The 422-nt window shown below is 74.2% G+C and carries 1 pseudogene; it reads left to right on the plus strand.

What is annotated here, in order from left to right:
- Nucleotides 1–95: 95 nt before the first annotated feature.
- Nucleotides 96–422, plus strand: a pseudogene (locus I6F37_RS41560) (hypothetical protein); the annotation flags it as partial.

The raw sequence follows: 422 nt of genomic DNA on the forward strand, positions 1-422 counted from the left end.
GATCGAAACGCCCACCGGGTAGCGAGCCGCTCGCGCGCCGACGTGTGGTAGCTTCGGCATGCCCTCCCCATGCCGCACCACCGCAGCCCATGAACGTGCTTCTCACGAGTGTCGGACGGCGCATCGCGCTGCTGCGGGCGTTCCGTCGCGAGGTGCGTGCGTTCGCTCCCGGCGGCCGCGTGCTCGGCACCGACGTGCAGGCGCAGGCGATCTTCGCCGGGCGTCGTCCGGTCGACGACCCCGAGGCCTGGGGCCGCGACGACGAGGAGCGGTGGGGCGTGCTGAGCATTGCGGCGGGCGAGGAGCGGGTGCCGTCGGCGCAGGGCCGCTACCACGACTACTACACCGCCTTCGGTGCAGCCGTCCGCGGCGAGGGCCCGCTCCCGGTCACCGGCGCCGACGGCGTGCGCACCCTGGAGGTC

This window comes from Bradyrhizobium sp. NBAIM08, from assembly GCF_020193935.1.
Taxonomy (GTDB): domain Bacteria; phylum Pseudomonadota; class Alphaproteobacteria; order Rhizobiales; family Xanthobacteraceae; genus Bradyrhizobium; species Bradyrhizobium yuanmingense.